General features: G+C 72.3%; 16 protein-coding genes. 12 read left to right on the plus strand and 4 right to left on the minus strand.

Annotated features, from left to right (window positions below; genetic code table 11):
- Nucleotides 1-56: 56 nt before the first annotated feature.
- The 4 genes from Aau02nite_RS44620 to Aau02nite_RS44635 all read left to right on the plus strand — a co-directional run bounded on the left by Aau02nite_RS44620 (nt 57) and on the right by Aau02nite_RS44635 (nt 3,724).
- Entirely contained in the window at nt 57-485 is a 429-nt protein-coding gene (locus Aau02nite_RS44620; RefSeq protein ID WP_212994767.1) for a hypothetical protein, read from the plus strand.
- Complete coding sequence (locus Aau02nite_RS44625) at nt 482-1,342, plus strand: methyltransferase domain-containing protein (protein WP_212994768.1); 861 nt, start codon at nt 482-484, stop codon at nt 1,340-1,342. Before Aau02nite_RS44620 ends, Aau02nite_RS44625 begins: the two co-directional genes overlap by 4 nt.
- A gap of 63 nt (nt 1,343-1,405) precedes the next feature.
- The gene (locus Aau02nite_RS44630) at nt 1,406-3,220 is read left to right on the plus strand and encodes an RCC1 domain-containing protein (protein ID WP_212994769.1); all 1,815 of its coding nucleotides are present in this window, start codon (nt 1,406-1,408) and stop codon (nt 3,218-3,220) included.
- A gap of 24 nt (nt 3,221-3,244) precedes the next feature.
- Entirely contained in the window at nt 3,245-3,724 is a 480-nt protein-coding gene (locus Aau02nite_RS44635) for a GNAT family N-acetyltransferase (protein ID WP_212994770.1), read from the plus strand.
- 87 nt (nt 3,725-3,811) lie between these two features.
- Here the strand turns inward: Aau02nite_RS44635 and Aau02nite_RS44640 are convergent, their stop codons facing one another.
- A complete protein-coding gene (locus Aau02nite_RS44640; RefSeq protein ID WP_212994771.1) occupies nt 3,812-4,405 on the minus strand; it encodes a DUF3455 domain-containing protein in 594 nt (197 codons plus the stop codon).
- A 141-nt stretch (nt 4,406-4,546) separates the two neighbouring features.
- Nucleotides 4,547-5,374, minus strand: a complete 828-nt coding sequence (locus Aau02nite_RS44645) for a hypothetical protein (protein WP_212994772.1) — start codon at nt 5,372-5,374, stop codon at nt 4,547-4,549.
- A 448-nt stretch (nt 5,375-5,822) separates the two neighbouring features.
- On the opposite strand from Aau02nite_RS44645, the gene Aau02nite_RS44650 reads away from it, so the two are divergent.
- The 5 genes from Aau02nite_RS44650 (at nt 5,823) to Aau02nite_RS44670 (ending at nt 12,850) form a co-directional block, all read left to right on the plus strand.
- A complete protein-coding gene (locus Aau02nite_RS44650) occupies nt 5,823-7,754 on the plus strand; it encodes a translation initiation factor III (RefSeq protein WP_246595915.1) in 1,932 nt (643 codons plus the stop codon).
- A 61-nt stretch (nt 7,755-7,815) separates the two neighbouring features.
- Complete coding sequence (locus Aau02nite_RS44655; RefSeq protein ID WP_212994774.1) at nt 7,816-9,288, plus strand: NADH-quinone oxidoreductase subunit NuoF family protein; 1,473 nt, start codon at nt 7,816-7,818, stop codon at nt 9,286-9,288.
- A 2-nt stretch (nt 9,289-9,290) separates the two neighbouring features.
- Nucleotides 9,291-9,971 carry a TlpA family protein disulfide reductase gene (locus Aau02nite_RS44660; RefSeq protein ID WP_246595916.1) on the plus strand — a complete coding sequence of 227 codons (681 nt, stop codon included), beginning with the start codon at nt 9,291-9,293 and terminating at the stop codon, nt 9,969-9,971.
- Between the two features lie 3 nt (nt 9,972-9,974).
- Nucleotides 9,975-10,877, plus strand: a complete 903-nt coding sequence (locus Aau02nite_RS44665) for a cytochrome c biogenesis CcdA family protein (RefSeq protein WP_246595917.1) — start codon at nt 9,975-9,977, stop codon at nt 10,875-10,877.
- Between the two features lie 2 nt (nt 10,878-10,879).
- Nucleotides 10,880-12,850 (plus strand): serine/threonine protein kinase, encoded by a 1,971-nt coding sequence (locus tag Aau02nite_RS44670; RefSeq protein ID WP_246595918.1) that lies wholly within the window; start codon nt 10,880-10,882, stop codon nt 12,848-12,850.
- A gap of 67 nt (nt 12,851-12,917) precedes the next feature.
- Here Aau02nite_RS44670 and Aau02nite_RS47620 read toward each other — a convergent pair whose 3' ends face one another.
- A complete protein-coding gene (locus Aau02nite_RS47620; RefSeq protein WP_281421197.1) occupies nt 12,918-13,049 on the minus strand; it encodes a hypothetical protein in 132 nt (43 codons plus the stop codon).
- Between the two features lies 1 nt (nt 13,050).
- On the opposite strand from Aau02nite_RS47620, the gene Aau02nite_RS44675 reads away from it, so the two are divergent.
- The 3 genes from Aau02nite_RS44675 (at nt 13,051) to Aau02nite_RS44685 (ending at nt 16,558) form a co-directional block, all read left to right on the plus strand.
- Complete coding sequence (locus tag Aau02nite_RS44675) at nt 13,051-13,863, plus strand: sensor histidine kinase (RefSeq protein WP_281421196.1); 813 nt, start codon at nt 13,051-13,053, stop codon at nt 13,861-13,863.
- Between the two features lie 47 nt (nt 13,864-13,910).
- Entirely contained in the window at nt 13,911-14,159 is a 249-nt protein-coding gene (locus tag Aau02nite_RS44680) for a response regulator transcription factor (protein WP_212994777.1), read from the plus strand.
- A 644-nt stretch (nt 14,160-14,803) separates the two neighbouring features.
- Complete coding sequence (locus Aau02nite_RS44685) at nt 14,804-16,558, plus strand: serine/threonine protein kinase (RefSeq protein WP_212994778.1); 1,755 nt, start codon at nt 14,804-14,806, stop codon at nt 16,556-16,558.
- 144 nt (nt 16,559-16,702) lie between these two features.
- Here Aau02nite_RS44685 and Aau02nite_RS44690 read toward each other — a convergent pair whose 3' ends face one another.
- Nucleotides 16,703-19,171, minus strand: a complete 2,469-nt coding sequence (locus tag Aau02nite_RS44690; RefSeq protein WP_246595919.1) for a Tex family protein — start codon at nt 19,169-19,171, stop codon at nt 16,703-16,705.
- Nucleotides 19,172-19,192: the final 21 nt, after the last annotated feature.

Here is a 19,192-nt window from a genome sequence, read left to right on the forward strand (position 1 = left end):
TCCCGATACGGACGGCCCGGTTGTCACAACCGGGCCGTCCGGCTCGTCCAGGGGTCATGACCGCGAACCTGCGCCGCACACTCCTGCTCCTGCAAGCCGCCACCGCTGTGTTCGTCGGGGCCTGGGCCGCCGCGGCGCCGGCCTTCTGGTGGCGGTCCTTCCCGGGCGCCGGCCACCACTGGCTGCCGATGCTCGGCAGCTACAACGAACACCTGGCCCGGGACGTCGGCGCGCTCTACCTGGCCCTGGCGGTTTTCACCCTCGGTGCGGCGGCCCGGCCCGCCGACGATTTCCTGGTACGGCTGACCGCCCTCGCCTGGCTGGCCTTCTCCGTCCCGCACCTGATCTACCACCTCGGCCACCTCACCCACTACGCGCCGATCGACCAGGTCGGCAACGTGGTGACCCTGAGCCTGGTCACCCTCATCCCGGCCGTGCTGCTGGCCCCCCGCCGAGCGGCCCGCGGGGCTAGCGTGTCCCGGTGACCACCGACAAGTGGGCGAGCTGGCTGCTGCGGCACCGCGACGGCGGCTCGGCCGGCCTGCGCTCGCAGTTCGCCCCCCAGCTCACCGGCTTCCGCGACGGCGTCCTGGACCGGGCGGAGATCGCTCCCGGCGACACGGTCCTCGACGTCGGCACCGGCACCGGGCTGATCGGGCTGGGCGCGCTCGACCGGGTCGGACCGGCCGGCCGGGTGGTGTTCAGCGACATCTCGGAGGCGCTGCTGGACGAGTGCCGCCGGCTGGCCGACCCGGCCCGCTCCTCGTTCGTGCGGGCGGCGGCCGACGACCTGAGCCCGATCCCGGACGCGTCGGTGGACGTGGTGACGACCCGGTCGGTGCTGATCTACGTGGCCCGCAAGCCGGCGGCCTTCGCCGAGCTGCACCGGGTGCTGCGCCCGGGCGGCCGGCTGTCGGTCTTCGAGCCGATCAACAACTTCCCCGGCCGGGTGGGCCGGGACACCCTGCTCGGCCTGGACCCGGCGCCGGTCGCCGACCTGATCGCCAAGATCCGCGCGGCCTACGCCGCGGCCGCGCCGGCGGCCGGGACGATGCTCGACTTCGACGAACGCGACCTGGTGCGCTGGGCGGCGGAGGCGGGCTTCACCGGGGTACGGCTGGACTACCGCGCGGAGGTCGACGTACCGGGCCCGCCGATCACCGACTGGCCCGCCGTCCGCAACACCGCGCCGAACCCGCTGGTGCCGACGTACGGGGAAGTGCTCGACACGGCGCTGACCCCGGCCGAGCGGGACCGCTTCGACGCCCACGTGCTGTCGCTGGCCGGCGCCCCGACCCGGCACACGGCGGCGACGGCCTACCTGAGCGCGACCCGGTCCTGACCCGCCGGGGCGATTAGCACTTTCCGCCTGTCCGGGGGGATTCGGTGTGATTCGCTGAGCCGCATGTGGATCTTCGCCCGGCGGGTGGCCGGGGCCGTCGCGGCGGTCGCCCTCGTACCACTGTGGCCCGCCACCGGCGCGCGCGCCGAACCTGGACCGAAGGCGATCAGCGAAGCCCAGGCCGAGGTGCTCCGCCTGGCCGGCCTCGCCCCCACCCGGCCGGCCGGCCCGGCCAGCAGCCCGTCGGGCGGCCTGGCGAGCAGTCCGGCGGGCGGCCCGGCCGGCAGTCCGCCGGCGGCTGGTCCGGCGAGTGGCTGGGCTCCCGGGCCTTCCGCCGCCGAGTCCGGCCCCGGCGCCGGGCTCACCGCCGTCGGGGGCCGGCACACCTGCGCCGTCGTGCAGTACGCCGATCTCTGGTGCTGGGGCGGCAACAACCAGGGCCAGCTCGGCGACGGCGGCACCCGCGACTCGGCCCGGCCGGTGCGCGTCACCGGGACCGGCAAACTGGCCGACGCCGCCCGCCTGCTCGCCGTCCACTCGGGCAAGGTGCACACGTGCGCGCTCACCCTGGAGTACGCCGCCATGGGGCTGGTCGTCTACTGCTGGGGCGGCAACGACGAGGGGCAGCTCGGCGACGGCAGCTTCGCCGACCGGCACCGGCCCGCGCAGGTCGCCGGCAACGCCGTGCAGGTGGTCACCGGCGCCGAGCACACCTGCGTGCTCGACGTCGAGCTGACCGTCTCCTGCTTCGGCCGCAACGACGCCGGTCAGCTGGGCTTCGGCACGCTCGGCACCAGCGAGGCCAACCCGCAGCAGGTGCCCGGGCTGACCGGCGTCATCGACCTGGCCGCCGGGGACGAGAGCACGTGCGCGCTGGAGCAGAGCGGCAAGCTCTGGTGCTGGGGTTCCGATGCGGACGGCCGGCTCGGCGACGGCGGCGGGGCCGGTGATCCGGCGCCCAGCCCGGTCGCGGTCGGCGGGGGGCCGTACACGGAGATCAGCGTCGGGGGCCGCCATGCCTGCGCTCTGGGCCCGAAGGGCGCGGCCTACTGCTGGGGTGCCGGCGACCGCGGGCAGCTCGGCCGGGCCGGCGACCCGTCGGCGCCGCGCCGGGTCGGCAGCCGCGCCTATACCGGCCTGCGCGCCGGTGGCGACTCCACCTGCGGGCTCACCGGCGGCGGCACGGCGTACTGCTGGGGTGCCAACGACCGCGGGCAGCTGGCGACCGGCGACACCGTCGACCGGACCGCGCCGGCGCCGGTCGACCGGACGGGCATCCGCACCTCGACGCTGGTCCGGCTGGTGCTCGGGCGGCCGGCGCCGCTCGTCGCCGATGTCTCGGTCGGCGCCGGTGGCAGCTGTGCCGTGGACATCTCGCAGGCCGTCTACTGCACCCGGGGTGGCGTGCTCAGGGCCGTACCCCTGGCTCCCGGCCCCGTCACCGGCGTGCGGGCCGCAGCGAGGTCCGGTGGTCTGCGGGTCGGCTGGGCCGCGCCGGCCACGTCGGGCGCCGACCGGATCGCGGCCTACGTCGCCGTGGCCTTCACCGGCCGGACCCTGGACGGCGGCCGGTCCTGCACCGCCCACCCGGCCCGCACCTGCACCATCACCGGCCTGACCGGCGGTACGCGCTACTCCGTGGTGGTCGCCGCGGTCAGCCACGGCGGCGTCTCCTTCAGCGCGCTCAGCCACGGCACCCCGCGCGCGGCCGGCCCGGGACTGCCGGTCACCGGGCCGGGTCCGCTCGCCGCGGTCGGCGTCTCTCTGCTCACCGTCGGATGGGCAGTGCTGCGGGCCGGTCGTTCGGTAAGCTGCCGCAACCGGATCCGAGGTGCGGTTCCCCGCGGGCCCGGCGACGACGACGCGACGGCGCGGTGACCCGGGCCGGGACGGGAGCCATCGATGGAAGAGATCGGGCTGCGCGCGGTGCGCGACGACGATCTGGACCTGCTCTACGACCAGATGCGCGATCCCGTCGCGGTGCGGATGGCCGCGTTCACCGCGGACGATCCCGACGACCGGGCCGCCTTCGACGCGCACTTCACCCGGCTGCGCACCGACCCGGAGATCCTGATGCTGGCGATCACCGTCGACGGGGAGCTGGCCGGCACGGTGGCCAGTTTCCCGGTCGGCGAGGACACCGAGATCACCTACTGGCTGGACCGGGCGCGATGGGGGCGGGGCATCGCGACCCGCGCCGTCGAGCTGCTGCTCGACCTGGTGCCGGTGCGGCCGATCACGGCCCGGGCGGCCAGCGACAACGCCGGCTCGCTGGCGGTGCTGCGCAAGGCCGGCTTCCGGCCGGTCGGCAAGGAGATCGCGTATGCGACCGCCCGCGGCGAGGAGATCGAGGAGACGATCCTGCGCCTGGACGAGCCCTGACCCGGCTGACGAGAGATGCCGGTGCACCGCCGCATCGGCGGGGCACCGGCATCCGGCCCCTCGGAAAGGTTCAGTGCCTCAAGAAGGTCAGCTCTTCTTGAAGAAGCGGTACACGGCCTGGTACGACACGGTGGTCGTGGCGCCGGTGGTGCAGGTCGTGGCCGGGGCCACCCCACCGACCGTGGCCAGGCGCTGGATGAAGGTGACGTCACCGAAGACGCCGGGGCCGCGGCTGGCCTTCGCGGTGATGAGCAGCTGCGGGATGCTGTTGGGCGTCGCCGACGGTGCCGGCACCGGCCCGGTGCCCTCGACCAGCGAGCCGTCGTCCGGTGACTGCCAGCTCGGACCGCGGAAGTGCAGCGCCGAGGCGGCCTTGACCGGCTTCACGGAGATGCCGGTCAGCGAGGCGGCCGGCTCGATCAGGGTCCACTTGGCGTCCGTACAGCCGTAGATCTGCACGCCCTTGGCCCGGAAGACCGAGCTCAGGGTGTGGCCGGCCGGCGGGACGAGGGCGGCCGGCACGGTGGTGGCACCGCCGAGGAACCGGTCGGCCGCGCTCGCCACGGCGGCGGGAGCGGGGGCGGGCTTGTCGTCAGCGGAGGAGACGCCGGCGGAGACGCCGACGAGCGCCAGTGCGGCGGCGCCGACCCCGGCCGAGATACGGACAGTCCTGGTCTTCAAAGATCCTCCACAGTAGGGTGTTGCGCCCGACCCACCCTAGGGCTACCGTCCGCGACGGTCTCTTAACTGCGGCTCAAGTCTTCCGCAGGTTTACCCCAGGAATTCGTGGAGGAAGATCGCCCGGCGCCGGGGCGCGCACGCTCAGTTGGTGGGGTAGAAGCCCGTCGGAAGCTCGGTGCTGTGCTTCGGGGCGCGGCCGCGCATGCGCAGCCGCAGCAACAGGCCGACGCCGAGGAAGACCAGGATCCCGCCGACGATCAGCCCGGCCCCGAGCAGGCTGGGCGTGCCGGTGTCGTTGCCCGAGGCGGGCACCGCGGCGACGTCCACGTCCTTGTCGGTGGGCTCGGGTTCGGCGGTGGCCTCGTCGTCCGCCGACTCCTCCGGTTCGGGGGAGGACTCGCTCGGCGACGGGCTGGGCTCCGGGCTGGGCGACTTGCTCTCCTCCTGTTCCTCCCGTTCCTCCCGCTCGGCCTTGACCTCGCTGCGCGAGCTCGTCTCCTGCAGCAGCGTGCGGCCCGCGTTGAAGGCCTGCGCGCGGAAGGTGACCCGGCCCGGTTCGGCGTCGTCGTCGAAGGCGATCTGGTAGCGGGCGGTCACCGTACGGCCACGGCACAGCACGCCGGGGTCGAGCTGCACGTCGGTGATCCGGGCGGTGCCGGCGGCGACGTTCTGCACCTGGACGGGGAAGTCGCCGTCCTCGTCGCGGGCCACCTCCACCTCGTTCAGGCCGGGCCCGTCCACCTCGATGAGCAGCGACCAGCGCACCTTGACGCACCGGTTCTGCTCGCTGGTGACGACCACGGTGACCCGGCGCGCGTCGTCCCCCGCGGTGAAGGTGTCCGGCAGCTCGGTGATGGCCACCTCGAAGCCCGGCTCGACCGCGGACGCCCGGCCGGGCATGATCAGGGTCGCGGCCGTGGCGGCCAGGATGGCGCACAGCAGAGCAGCGCGATGCCGCACAGCAATCATCTCCTCACGCTATGGCGTCAACGTGCACGCACGTGAGGTAGTTCGGGACAGCCGGGCGAAAGGTTCACCCCGGACCGGTGATTCCCGCCTCGATAACACTTTATTTTTGCCTTAGCCCCGGGTTTCCCAGCGGTGTCCTGCCTGGTCAGAGTACTTCTGGGCGAGATCGCTAGCATGCTCGCGCAAACTTGGCGGCAAAGAACTTCCCGAACGTTCATCCGAACCCCGGCCCCACACGTAGATGGGGGAGGGCAGGAGACCGGCTTTCACACAGGGTGAGGAAGGGCAGGCCGTCGGTACACCGGCCCGACAGTAACGAGCGCGGGGCATCCCCCACGGATGCCGGCGTCCCGACCGCCCAGGACGGACGCCGTACCGCTGCGGAGAACGAGGAGTTATGGCCCGGACGAAGATGAACCAGCGATCCGCCAGTCGTGTGGACGTCCCGATGAGCGCTACCGGCGGCCGAACACCGCCGTCGATGATCACCTTCGCGGTGCTCGGCGTCTCCATCCTCGCCGCGCTCTGGGCCGCTGCGATGCTGACCCCCGCCGGTCAGAAGGCATACGTGTACGTCTTCGCGTACACCGAGTTCTACGTGGGCGTCGTCGCGCTCGTCTCGCTCTCGATCACCATCATGGTGGGACTGGTCGCCACCGACCGGCTGGTCCTGTCGATCCGGCAACGGGTGCTGCTGCAGTCCGCGCACCGCACCACCGGCGTGATCGCGGTCGTCGCTCTCTTCTTCCACGTCTGGACGAAGGTCGCGATGGACTACGTCAGCGTGATGGACGTGTTCGTGCCGTTCCTCGCGCCGTACAAGACGATGCTCATCGGTTTCGGCACCCTCTCCGGTTACATCATGGTGATGGTGATGTGGACCGGTATCGCCCGGTCGCGGTTCATCGGCCGGGGCAAGCCCTGGATGTGGCGGGGCATCCACGCGGTCTCGTACCTGATGTGGCCGATCGCCCTGCTGCACGGCCTCGGCGCCGGTCGCGCGGCGAAGCCGTGGGTCATCGTCTCCTACATCATCTGCATCCTGCTGGTGCTGGTCGGCCTGGCCGTGCGCCTCTCCGTGCGGCTGAACCGCCGCAAGGACTTCGCGTCGCAGGCCGGCACCGGCACCGGCAAGATCCAGCCGGTCGGCAAGCTGGTCCCCACCACGACCCCGAGCATCAAGAGCCGCGGCAAGAGCCGCCGCGACGACGCGGTCGTCGTCGACGGTTCCGCCGCCCTGGCGACCTGGTCGCCGGCCGCCCGGGCCACGGGCGCGCCGCCGCTGACCGAGACCGCCGCCAAGCCCGTCAGTGCCAAGCCCGCGAGCGCGCCGATCAGCGTCCCGCCGGAGCCCGGGCGCCGGCCGCGCCGCGGCGTCGACGACGAGGAGCGGGTCCGCCGCCGCCGCGACTTCGACGACGCCCCCACCCAGCGGTGGGAGTTCGAGGAGGACGACCTGCCGGCGCCGCGCTCGCGTCGCTACGCAGAGGAGGACGCCCCGGCGCCCCGCCAGCGCCGCGCCGCCGAGGGTTTCGACGAGCCGACCAGCGCCATGTCGCGCCGGGCCCTCGACGAAGGGCTGCGCAGCTACGCCGACGAGGACGAGGTGCCGGTGCCGCGCGGCCGCCGGCGTGCCGACGACCCGTACGCCGAGGAGCCCCCGGCCCGCTCGCGCCGCTACGCCGGCACCGAGTTCGAGGAGGAGGCCCCGGTCGCCCGGTCCCGGCGCTACGCCGGCACCGAGTTCGAGGAGGAGGCTCCCGTCCGCGGCCGGCGCTACGCCGAGGACGAGGACATGGCCGCCCCGCGCTCCCGCCGCGTCGCCGAGGAAGACCTGCACGCGCCGCGCTCCCGCCGCGTCGTCGAGGACGATGCGCCGCGCTCCCGGCGGGTCGTCGCGGAGGAAGCCACGCGCTCCGGGCGTTTCGCCGCCGACGAGGACGTCCCGGCCCCGCGGCAGCGTCGCTACGTCGAGGACGACCGGTACGAGGAGGCGCCGCCACCGCGGCGGCGGTCCGCCCGCTACCCGGACGACGAGCCACCGCGCCCGTCCCGCTCGTCGCGTTACGCCGACGATGGCGAGACTGCGCCCCGGACCCGGCGCGACCGGGGCGCCGACGTCGACAGCGCCGACTCGGGACGACACAGCCGCAGTGAATTCGTGGATCTGGCCGGGGCGCCCCGCGCCGTGGCCGGTCCGGACCTGGAACCCGACGAGACGCCGACCCTGGTCGACATGGCGTCGCGCCGGGCCCGCCGGGCCACCCAGCAGGAACCAGCCCGAGCGGCGAGCCGGGGGGCTCGCCGCGGCAGCAGGGGCAGAGCGGACGAATCGGCTGACGACGTGTACTGGCGTCAGCTGCGAGGGGAAGCACAGTGACTGAGCGCGCCATCGACCGGATCGCCCGCCCCGGCGATGCCACCCGCAGCGGGGCATCGTCTTGAGCGCCGATCTGGTCCCTCCGGTCACCAGCATCGGAACACCGCGGATCACCGCGGGCTTCGACGAGTACGGCCGCCTGGACCTGATCGCGCACCAGGAGGTGCACGGCGGCTTCGCGGCGCTGTCCAGCGGTGAGCTGATCGGCCTGGCCGACCGGATCGAGCTGCGCGGCCGCGGCGGCGCCGGGTTCCCGTTCGCCCGCAAGGTGCGCGCGGTGCTCGACTCCTGCCAGCGCCAGGACCTGCCGCCGGTGATCGTGGTGAACGCCACCGAGGGCGAGCCGCCGTCGTGGAAGGACAAGGCCGTGCTGACCCGCGGCCCGCACCTGATCCTGGACGGAGCGGCCCTGGCCGCCGCCGCGCTCGACGCCGAAGAGATCGTGATCGGCATCGCCGACGACGGTATCGGCCAGGACTCGCTGGCCGCGGCCCTGGCCGAGCGCCGGATGCCGGTGCCGACCCGGATCGTCACGGTCCCGCACCGGTTCATCTCCGGCGAGGGCGGCGCCCTGGTCCGCGGTATCAACGGCGAGGCGCACATCCCGCCCGGCCGCAAGGTCCGCTCCAGCGACAACGGTGTCGGCGGGCTGCCCACGCTGCTGTCCAACGCGGAGACGTACTCGCAGCTCGCCATCGCGGCCCGCCTCGGCCCGTGGGAGTACAACGCCGTCGGCATCCCGGAAGAACCCGGCACGGTCATGCTGACCGTCGGCGGCTCGGCCACCGCACCCGCCGTGGTCGAGGCACCGACCGGCACGCCGCTGATGGACGTGCTCACCATGTGCGGCGCCGACATCGGCCCCGGCCTGCTGGTCGGCGGCTACCACGGCAAGTGGATCACCGCCGAGGCGGCGAAGACGGTGACCATCTCCCGCAAGGGCTTCGCCAAGGTCGGCGGCACGCTGGGCGCCGGCATGCTGATCCCGATCGGCTCGTCGACCTGCCCGCTGGGCGAGGTCGCCCAGGTCACGCAGTACCTGGCGGGCGAGTCGGCCGGCCAGTGCGGCCCGTGCCGGCTCGGCCTGCCGGACCTGGCCCGCGCGGTGACACTGGTGGCGCTGGGCGGTAGCGCGCTGGAGAACGTCCGGCAGGCAGCCGGCGTGGTCAAGGGCCGCGGCGCCTGCAGCCACCCCGACGGCACGGCCCGGTTCGCCCTGTCGGCACTCGAGGTCTTCGCCCGCGACGTGGAGCTGCACGCCAACGGGGAGGGCTGCGGGAAGCAGGTGCGAGGCATCCTGCCGCTGCCGTACCACACCGATCAGGGGGCGCGGAAGCTGGCTGTGGACTGGTCGCGGTGTGACGGTCATGGGCTGTGCTCGGCGGTCGCTCCGGAGATCATCCGGCTGGACGCGAACGGCTTCCCGGCGTTCCCGCAGACGCCGCTGCCGCCTTGGCTCGAGAACGGTGCCCGCAAGGCCGTCAACGTTTGCCCGGCTTTGGCTCTGCGGCTGACGGAAGCGGTGAAGAAGTGACGGTGTCCAGGGTCGGTGCCGGGCTGTTTTCCGGGCTGGTGCTCGGTCGCCGGCCCGGGCTGGTGCCCGGTGGGCGGCGTGGGCGGGTGTTTGTCGGGCTGGTTGCTGGGGTTCTTGCCGGGCTTCTCGCGGGGTGCGGCTCGGAGCCGGTTGCCACCTCGCAGGCCGCCGAGGGTGCTGCGCCGGCCGCGGCCGGGGTCGCTTCGGCCGCTGGGGCTGACGCCGGGACCGCTTCGCCTGCTGGGGCCGCGCCCGGTGGGGCCGCCGCGCCCGCGGCTGTGCCGGCGTCGCTGAAGTTCACCGGCACGACCTTGGACGGCAAGGCCTTCGACGCGGCGACCATGGCGGGCAAGCCGACGATCCTGTGGTTCTGGGCGCCGTGGTGCGCGACCTGCGCGAGCGAGGCCATGTCGATCGCCGACCTGCAGGAGGAATACGCGGGCAAGCTGAACATCCTGGGGATCGCGGGGATGGGCAACAACAAGGACATGCACGAGTTTGTCTCGGATCTGGAGGTGGGCGCGGTGCCGCACCTGGACGACGAGCCGGGCAAGCTGTGGAAGAAGTTCGGCATCAAGGAACAGAGCACCTACGTGATCCTCGACAAAGCGGGCAAGGTCGTCGTCACCGGTTATCTGGACGATCTGCAGCTGACCACCAAGGTCAAGTCGCTGGTGGCGTGAGCCGTGCAGGCCACACTGCTGCTCGCCCTGACCGCCGGAATGCTCGGCGCGGTGAATCCGTGCGGATTCGCGTTGCTGCCGGCGTATCTGTCGGTCCTGGTCGCCGGCAACTCGCCGGGATCGGGTGAGCAGGCTGGGTCCGCGCCCGCCGGTGCCGGTGCCGGGTCGCGGACGGCCGTTGCGGCTGTGGGTCGGGCGTTGCGGTGCACCGTTGCCCTGACCACGGGGTATGTCGTGGTCTTCGGGGTGTTCGGGCTGCTGCTGGCCCCGCTGACCGGGTGGCTGATGCCCCGGCTGCCGTGGCTCACAGTCGTCTTCGGCGTCGGATTGGTCGCGCTCGGCGTCTGGTTGCTCGCCGGCCGATCGCTGCCGACGCTGGGCACAGGGATGCGCGCGCCGCGTCTGACCGGAACGACCGCATCGATGGTTCTCTTCGGCATGGCGTACGCGATCGCGTCGCTGGGTTGCGCGATCGGGCCGTTTCTCGCCATCGTCGTCTCCAGTCTGCGTGCCGGCTCCACCGTCGAAGGTGTCGCCCTGTTCATCAGCTATGCGGCCGGGATGGGCCTCGTCATCGGCGTGACAGCTCTCGCCGTCGCTCTGATGCGCGTCTCCGCGGTCTCGCGGCTGCGCCGGGCCGCGGCTTTCGTGCCCCGGATCGGCGGTGCGGTGCTGACCATCGCCGGAGCGTACGTGGCCTACTACGGATGGTATGAGCTGCGCCTTGTCAAGGATCTGAGGACTTCGGGGCAGGATCCGATCGTGAATCTTGCCTCGGATCTCCAGCGCGAGTTGAGTGGTGTGGTCGGCCGGCTCGGCGCGGGATGGTTCGTGCTTGTGCTCGTCGGACTGGTCCTGACGGCGTTTCTGCTGTCGCGGCGTCGTCGTACCTCAGTGGGGAGTTGACCGTGGACACCGCGTACCGCGTGACTCCGCTGCGCCGTGGGGACCCGGAGCAGCTGGGCGAGTACTGGCTCACCGGCCGGCTCGGATCGGGCGGCATGGGCGTCGTCTATCTGGCCACCGACCGCGACGACAACTACGTCGCCATCAAGCTGGTGCACGCGGCTCTCGTGAACGACCCCGAGTTCCGCGGCCGCTTCCGCAGCGAGGTGGAACGCGCCCGGCAGGTGCCGTCGTTCTGCACCGCCGAGGTGCTCGACGCGGACCTGGACCATAACCCCCCGTACCTGGTGGTCGAGTATGTCGACGGTCCGAGCCTGGCCGAGGTGGTGGAGGAGCGCGGCCCGCTGCGGGCGGCGGCACTGCACTCGCTGGCGGTCGGGGTGGCGACGGCGCTCAGCGGTATCCACGGTGCCGGGGTCATCCACCGCGATCTCAAGCCGGACAACGTCCTGCTGGCGCCCGGCAGCCCCAAGGTCATCGACTTCGGCATCGCCCGCGCCTTCGAGGCGACGAGCCAGCACACCCGCACGGACCAGATGGTCGGAACGGTCGCCTACATGGCGCCCGAACGCTTCTCCTCCGAGCCGGGCACGCCACTGACGGCCGCTGCGGACATCTTCGCGTGGGGCTGTGTCGTCGCCTACGCCGGCACGGGCCAGACACCGTTCCACGGTGACTCGCCCCCGGCGACCGCGGCGCGGATCCTCACCCAGCCACCGCACCTGAACGGGCTGCCGGAGTCGTTGCGCGAACTCGTCGCTCTGTCGCTGTCGAAGAACCCCGAAGAGCGACCGACCGCCCGCGAACTGCTCGACATGCTGCTGGGTCACGATCATCCGGGATCCCGCCCGCCGGCCCGGCAACGCACCGCGGTGATCACCGCTGCCGCGGTTCCGCCATCGCCTGTCGCTCCCGAGTACTTCGAGTCCGACGACGCCTACCCGTCGGAGGCGTCCGACGACTCTTACCGCTCCGGCCGGGACTACGAGCGCTCCGCAGACTTCGACCGTTTCTCCTCGGCCGGCAGGTCCTCGCCTTACGAGCGTTCCGACGGCTCCGGCCGCTCGCCCGTCCCCGACCGTTCTTTCGCCGCCGATCGTTTCACCGGCACGGGCAGTGAGGTGTCCGCCAACGGTGGACGTCCGCGGGGGCACCGGATGCTCGCGGTGCTCGCCGTCCTGCTGGTGCTCGCTGGCGTCGCCACGGTGGCGCTGGTGCTGAACGCGCAGAGGAACGCCGGCAGCCCATCGACGACCGGAGGATCGCCACGTGGCGGAGCTGCCGCCGGTGTCGAGCAGTCCGTGGAACAGGAAGGGGGAGCGGCGGCCCCGGAGAACCCGCCGCCCACGGCGCCGGCCGACTACGAGGACGGCGAGCCTGGTGATGACAGCGCCGAGAAGACTCCGGTGGAGCCGGACGGCGGCGAGCCGATCATCCAGGACGCGCTCAGTGAGCCCGGCCAGTGGCGGGACAGCGAGATCCGTGAACAGAACGCCACCTGTTTCACCCGCGGCGTGATGCGCGCTGCCCGGGTGGACCGCGGCACGTACCAGTGCGCGGGGCCGGAGGAGTCCATCGCGGACGACTTCGGGGTCGAGGTGACCACAGCGCTCCAGTCGGCGGGCAGCTGCGCGGCGATCTGGTTCCACTGGGACCCCGAGCGCGGTGGGCAGGTGCTGCGCGTCTGCCAGAACGAGATGTCGGTGGCGGCGGACAAGCCGGACGACCGGCGGGTCTACGGGCGGATTCCGCTCGAGAAGCGGCTCGGCCTGCGCGGGTCGGTCCGTGTCCATTTGGTCGTTCGCGAGGGCGAGGCCCAGGTCTTCCGCGGCGGTGACTTCGCGGGGTCGGTGCGGCTGCCGAAGGACGGCCCGGACGAAGGCCAGGTGTTGCTGGGCCTGAGTGTCGAAGCCGTCGACACGGACCCGCCCTACGCCGTCACGTTCGCGAACGTGGACATCCGCTCCTTCTAGTACGCGGCCTCTCAGCAACACCGGATCCTTTCCTCGCGCCGGGCTGGTTGTCGTTCGTCGCGTGCGGCTAATGCGCGTCGCTCTTTCTCGTGCCGGCCTGCCGGTTGATCAAGCGAGCAGCCGCCCACGCGATGACGCCACAGATCGTGCCGACCGCCAGGCCGGTGAAAAGGCTGCCCAGCGTGGTCGCGCCGCGCATGATGATCTCCTCTGTCCCGGTGGACAGGCGGCCTTCGAGATTGCCGCCGAGCCGTGGTGGGTCGCCGTCCCACCTGCGGCTCCACACGAGCGTGGCCCAACAGCAGGCCCGCCGACATCCGGAGGCCGCCGCCGCGGCGCTCGACCACGTGTCAGATGCGGTGTCGCAGGCCCTCGCCGAGCTTCGTGCCACAGTGCGAGAGCTGCGCACCGACCCGCCGCCCTCGCTGCAGGACGTGGAGACGCTCGCCGAGACTGCTCGGGCGGCCGGATTCGACGTGCTCACCCGGATCGAGACGGTGGACGAGTCCGAAGTGTCGGCGGCTGCCTATCGGCTGGTGCAGGAGGCTCTCACCAACGCTCTGCGGCACTCTTCCGGTGGCCGGGGGATCACCATCGACGTGTGGCACGCAAATGACAACCTGAAAGTCTGCGTCCTGGACGACGGCATCGCTGTCAGTTCCGGCGAAGAACACGCCGGCCTCACCGGCCTGCGGGAACGAGTCGCCGCACTGGGCGGGCGTCTCGACGCAGGCCCGGCAGCACGCGGGTGGCACGTCAGCGCAACCCTCCCACTGTCCGTGACCGATCGACTCACGGCGGCGGATTCGCTAGTCGGGCCGCAGTCTCTCCCGGCAGCCGGGCAGGCTACACCGACCCGCTCGTCTGCGGTGCCTGGCTCGCGCCCGGCGACTGGCGCCTCACCGGTGACGGCTACCTGCTCAAGGACGCCAGCCCTTTCCGGCTGCGTGCTGCGGTCCGCGCGGCCGCGGACGGCGAGCCCGTGCTCTCTCCCGCAGTCGCGCGCCAGGTGATGAGCCACGCCGCGTCCTCGGTCCGGCCGCTGAGAATGGACCCGCGAGTGGAGGGCCTCACCGAACGCGAGCGCGAGGTCCTGACCGCCTTGGCGGACGGCGAGGACAACAGCACGGTCGCCCGGGCTCTGCGGCTGAGCCCGGCGACGATCCGCACCTACGTCAGCCGCCTTCTGGCCAAGCTGGGGGCGGGCAGCCGAGCCCAGCTCGTGGCCATCGCCCACCGCAACGGGCTCACCGGGATGAGAAAGACTGATGTGGACATCGCCGCGGTCGGCTCTGGCCCACCTGACTGAGCCCCCGTCCCGTCTGACATCGCCGGCTACGGGCGGGCCGCGGTCAGCGGGCCTGCGGGTCAACCGAGCTGGCGGGTGGGGGATCAGCGGGGCCGGCGTGCCAGGGGATCAGTGGGTCGGTGGGTGAGAGGGCTGGGGGATCAGCGGGACCAGCGCGCCGACGGGTCTGCGGGGTCTGCGCGCCAGTGGCGGAGCTCAAGTCTGCCAGGTGTCATGTCAGGCCCATGGCGTCCGGCCAACGGCCGACGTCCGGCCCATAACGGTCCGCGAGCTGCGGGCCAACTGGATGACCACCTGGCAGCTCATCGCCAAGCGTCAACGTCGGCCGATCACAGTCCACCAGGCGCGGACCTCCGGCCCAACACCGTCCGTCAAGTAGGAAAGTCCGGCCCAGGACTATTCACTACGTGTGAACGTCCGCCTCGTGGCGGTGTGCCACCAAACCGAAGCCTTCATGACCGTCGATACACCCTGCACCCCTTCCCGCGGCTCCGGCGCGATCCGCTCCCGCAGAGGCGCACTGTGTCGGTTATGCGGCAACCGGTGGACGGGTCTTCGCAGGCGATGACAAGGCCCTATAGGGTGACCTTTCCTGTCGGGGGTGGGGCGGCTTTTGTGTCGCCGGGGGCGTAGGAGTAAACGGCATGTCGGACGAGCGGACCAGCCCGCTGCGCCCGCGTGACCCTCGTCGGCTCGGGTCGTACGAGTTGCTCAGCCGCCTCGGTGAGGGCGGTATGGGCACCGTTTACCTTGCCCGTAGTGCCGCCGGTGTGCTGGTCGCGGTCAAGATGGTTCGTGCCGATCTCGCGCCCGACGATGCTTTCCGCCGCCGGTTCCGCAGCGAGGTCAACCGGGTCCGGCAGGTTCCGCCCTTCTGCACCGCCGAGGTGCTCGACGCCGACCCCGACCACGAGCAGCCCTACCTGGTCGTCGAGTACGTCGACGGTCCCAGTCTGGCCGAGGTCGTCGAGGAGCGTGGACCGCTCACCGCGTCCAATCTGCACAGTGTGGCCATCGGCGTCGCGACCGCCCTGACCGCCATCCACGGTGCCGGTGTCATTCACCGTGATCTCAAGCCTCGTAACGTTCTGCTCGCGCCGGGCAGCCCCAAGGTCATCGACTTCGGCATCGCCCGGGCGTTGGAGGCGACCAGCGCGCACACGCATACCGATCAGATGGTCGGCACGGTCGCGTACATGGCGCCGGAGCGGTTCGGGCCCGACCTGGATGTGCCGCTCACCCCGGCCGCCGACGTGTTCGCCTGGGGTGGCGTCGTCGCGTACGCGGGCACCGGCCGTACCCCCTTCAGCGCGGATTCGCCGCCGGCGACCGCGGCTCGGATCTTGACCCAGCCGCCGGATCTCAGCGGGCTCAGCGGGCCGTTGCGCGAGCTCATCGGGCACGCGCTGGAGAAGGATCCGGCCAACCGGCCCAGCGCCCGCGAGCTGCTCGATCTGCTGGTCGACGGGCCGCAGCGGCCGGCTGCTTCCGGGGCCGCACTTGATCATCAGCCCGGGCTGCGCTTCGCCGCGCAGGAGGCGCAGGCGGTCACCGGTGTGCACGCCGCAGGGCAGCTCACCGCGGTCACCGCCGCGCCCACGCTGGTGGGGTATTCGGAGAACGCGATCGTCACCCAGCCGGTGCCGACCTCGCCGGCCGCCGCGGACACGCCGTTCACCCACGATCCCACGCCGCGCCGGCCGTGGGTGCTGCCCGTCGCGGTGATCCTGCTGGTCATCGCCATGCTGGCGGTCGGCGGGGTGATGGCGACGCTGTGGCCGAACGGCAACGTGAGCACCGGCGCCACGGTCGACCCCCGCGCCGACGAGCGCGAGGAGACCGTCCTGCTCGCGGACCCGCTGACCGCGCAACGACTCTGGCACGCCACCTCGGTGGAGAAGGAGCAGGCCGGCTGTTCGTTCGACGGCGGCCTGGTGGTGAGCCGCGCGACCCGGGGCGTCTTCCGCTGCCGCGGCCCGGAGGACTACGAACCCCCGGACGTGCAGGCGGAGGTCAAGGTCCGGCTGCTGGCTCCGGACAGCTGCGCCTCCATCTGGATGCGCTTCGCGCAGAACCGGGGCTATCAGGTACGCGTGTGCGAACGCAACGTGTACGTCGGCACCCACAAGTCGACCAGCACAGAGGTCTACAAGACGTTCCCGCTCGACGAGCGCCCGATCGACGTCGGGGCGCCCGCGACGCTGATCACGGTGAGCATCGTCGGCGAGACCCTCGAAGTGCTGCGCGACGGCGAGCTGCTGGGTGCCGTACCGGTGCAGGACAAGGACATCCGCGGCGGCCGGGTCGTGCTCGGGATCTTCACCGAGCGCAGCGCGCCGGTGAAGGGTCCTTACCAGGTCGCGTTCAACGACATCAAGATCTGGCCGATCGACCGCTGAGCAGCCGCCCGGCGAGCCCCAGGCCCGGCGTGACGGCCGTTCCCGCGGGCCGCGGGCCCGGCGCGACGGCTGCTTGCGGAGCCGGCACGACGGACGCGCGCCGGGTCCGGCACGACGGAAGCGCGCCGGGCCCGGTTCACGGCGTCAGTCCTTGGTGAGGCCGGCGCGGCGCAGGGCGTCGGCCATCGCGCTGTTGCCGAAGCTGTTGCCGCCGGCGGGCGCCTGGCCACCGGAGCGCTGGCCCCCGCCGCCCTGCCGCTGACCGCCCTGCCCGCGGCCGCCCTGGCCACCCTGCCCGCTCTGGCCGCCCTGCCGCGGCTGCCCGCCCTGGCCGCCCTGCCGCGGCTGCCCGCCCTGCCGGGGCTGGCCGCCCTGGCGAGGCTGACCACCGCCCGGCCGGCCCTCCCGCGGCTCCCGCGGCGCCCGCTGCTCCGGCTTGTCCTCGAGCTTCATGGTCAGCGAGATCCGCTTGCGCGCCTCGTCCACGTCCACGACCCGCACCTTCACGACATCGCCGGACTTGACCACCTCGCGCGGGTCCTTCACGTACGTGTTGGACAGCGCCGACACGTGCACCAGGCCGTCCTGGTGGACGCCGACGTCGACGAACGCGCCGAAGGCCGCCACGTTGGTCACCACGCCTTCCAGGATCATGCCCGGGCGCAGGTCCGCGATCTTCTCCACGCCGTCGGCGAACGTCGCCGTGGTGAAGGCCGGGCGGGGGTCGCGGCCGGGCTTCTCCAGTTCGCGGAGGATGTCGGTGATCGTCGGCAGGCCCACGGTGTCGGTGACGAACTTCTCCGGGCGCAGGGCCCGCAGCAGCGGGCTGTTGCCGATCACCGTCTTCAGGTCGCCGCCAGCGGTGGCCAGGATGGTCCGGACCACCGGGTACGACTCCGGGTGCACACTGGACGCGTCCAGCGGGTCGTCGCCGTCCGGGATGCGCAGGAAGCCCGCGCACTGCTCGAACGCCTTCGGGCCGAGCCGGGCCACCTTCTTGATCTGCGAGCGGTTGCGGAACGGGCCGTTGGCGTCGCGGTGCATCACGATGTTCTCGGCCAGGCCGGCGCCGATGCCCGACACCCGGGTCAGCAGCGGCGCCGACGCCGTGTTCACGTCCACTCCGACCGCGTTCACACAGTCCTCGACCACCGCGTCCAGCGACTTCGACAGCTTCACCTCGGACAGGTCGTGCTGGTACTGCCCGACGCCGATCGACCGGGGGTCGATCTTCACCAGTTCGGCCAGCGGGTCCTGCAGGCGGCGGGCGATCGAGACGGCGCCGCGCAGCGAGACGTCCATCCCGGGCAGTTCCTGCGACGCGTACGCCGAAGCCGAGTACACAGAAGCACCGGCCTCGGAGACCATCACCTTGGTCAGCCCCAGCGAAGGATGCAGCTTGATCAGATCGGCCGCCAGCCGGTCCGTCTCCCGCGAGGCGGTGCCGTTGCCGATCGCCACCAGATCGACCTTGTGCTCTCTCGCCAGCGTGGCCAGGGTGTGCAGCGACTGGTCCCACTTGTTCTGCGGGACGTGCGGGTAGATCGTCGAGGTGGCGACACACTTGCCGGTCGAGTCGACGATCGCCACCTTGACGCCGGTCCGGAAGCCCGGGTCGAGGCCCATCGTCGTGCGGCTGCCGGCCGGGGCCGCCAGCAGCAGGTCGCGCAGGTTGGCCGCGAAGACGCGTACCGCCTCGTCCTCGGCCGCCTGCCAGAGCCGGACCCGCAGGTCCGCGCCCAGGTGGATGAGGATGCGGGTGCGCCAGGCCCAGCGCACGGTGTCCAGCAGCCAGCGGTCGCCGGCGCGGCCGTGATCGGTGATGCCGAACCGGCCCGCCACCGACGCCTCGAACGACGAAGGGCCGGCCGCCGGATCCGACGCGCCCTCCTCGGGCTCCAGGGTCAGGTCGAGCACATCCTCCTTCTCGCCGCGGAACATGGCGAGGATGCGGTGCGAGGGCAGCTTGGTGAACGGCTCGGCGAAGTCGAAGTAGTCCGCGAACTTCGCGCCCTCGGTCTCCTTGCCCTCGCGCACCTTGGCGATCAGCCGGCCCTTGGTCCACATGCGTTCCCGCAGCTCACCGATGAGATCCGGGTCCTCGGCGAAGCGCTCGATCAGGATCGCCCGGGCGCCGTCGAGCGCCGCGGTCACGTCGGCCACGCCCTTGTCGGCGTCCACGTAGGCCGCCGCCTCGGCCTTCGGGTCCCTGGTCGCGTCGCCGAGCAGCAGGTCGGCCAGCGGTTCCAGGCCGGCCTCGCGGGCGATCTGGGCCCGGGTCCGGCGCTTGGGCTTGAACGGCAGGTAGATGTCCTCGAGCCGGGCCTTGGACTCCGCGGCGAGGATCTGCGCCTCGAGGGCGTCGTCGAGCTTGCCCTGCGAGCGGATCGACTCGAGCACGGCCGCGCGACGGTCCTCGAGCTCCCGCAGATAGCCGAGCCGCTCCTCGAGCGTGCGCAACTGCTGGTCGTCGAGGGTGCCGGTGGCCTCCTTGCGGTAACGGGCGATGAACGGCACGGTGGCTCCGCCGTCCAGCAGGTCGACCGCCGCGGTCACCTGTCCCTCGCGGACCCCGAGCTCCTGGGCAATGCGCTGATGGATGCTGGTCGTCACGCCGACGATTGTGACCGAGGC

The sequence above is a fragment of the Actinoplanes auranticolor genome, assembly GCF_018332655.1.
In the GTDB taxonomy this organism is placed as follows: Bacteria; Actinomycetota; Actinomycetes; order Mycobacteriales; family Micromonosporaceae; genus Actinoplanes; species Actinoplanes auranticolor.